The organism is Chitinophaga sp. Ak27 (genome assembly GCF_012726295.1).
In the GTDB taxonomy this organism is placed as follows: Bacteria; Bacteroidota; Bacteroidia; order Chitinophagales; family Chitinophagaceae; genus Chitinophaga.
Window position 1 is genome coordinate 1 of the sequence record NZ_JABAOB010000026.1, and the last position, 640, is coordinate 640.

1 protein-coding gene is annotated in these 640 nt (G+C 34.1%); it reads left to right on the top strand.

The genetic code is table 11. The features are described 5' to 3' along the window. Positions 1-48: 48 nt before the first annotated feature. On the top strand, positions 49-525 hold the full coding sequence (locus tag HGH90_RS31480; protein ID WP_169192793.1) for a hypothetical protein: 477 nt from the start codon (positions 49-51) through the stop codon (positions 523-525). Positions 526-640: the final 115 nt, after the last annotated feature.

A 640-nucleotide genomic window follows, 5' to 3' on the forward strand; every position in this document is an offset into this window, starting at 1 on the left:
TTTTGTTATTGGAGAATATTTATATTTGAGATTAAATGACTGACTTACATGGATGATAACATTGATTTTTCTTTAACTCTACATAAACATGGCTGGACAACATTTTTGCTTAATGTCAATGGGGCAATTCATGTAATCGTGATTTCCAGCGTACTTAGTAGTCCGGTTTATGATATCACGAACTTATTACTTGCATTGTTGAATAATGAGGATGAGATTAGAATTAACTGGTTTGAAGAACCGGGTTGGAGTGTGATACGAGTAACAAGAAGCCGTACAGAACGACATATTCTATCGGTAGAAGTGGGGACTTGTATTGATCAACAAGGGAATGATTATAGAAAAATTGTGGACTTTAAAATTAAATTTAAGCAACTTTTGGTAATTCTATTCTATCAGTTGAAAAAGAATTATCATTTGCTAACTGAAAAAAGTTTTGCAGATGGGCGGAAAAGCGAGTTCCCCTACCAACTGTACAGTAAATTAATCAAGAAAATTGCAGCGGATTTCCCGGGAATATTATAGAATCAATTTCTTTATATTTGCCTATCATTACTCCTGACTATAACGGTTATACGTAATCAGGTTAGCATTACGGTTAGCAATAAACGCTCACCACTCTAAAACACAGACTCTACAA

Coding starts and splice junctions, on each gene's coding strand:
- HGH90_RS31480 (WP_169192793.1), top strand. CDS start 49: ATGGATGATAACATTGATTTTTCTTTAACTCTACATAAACATGGCTGG.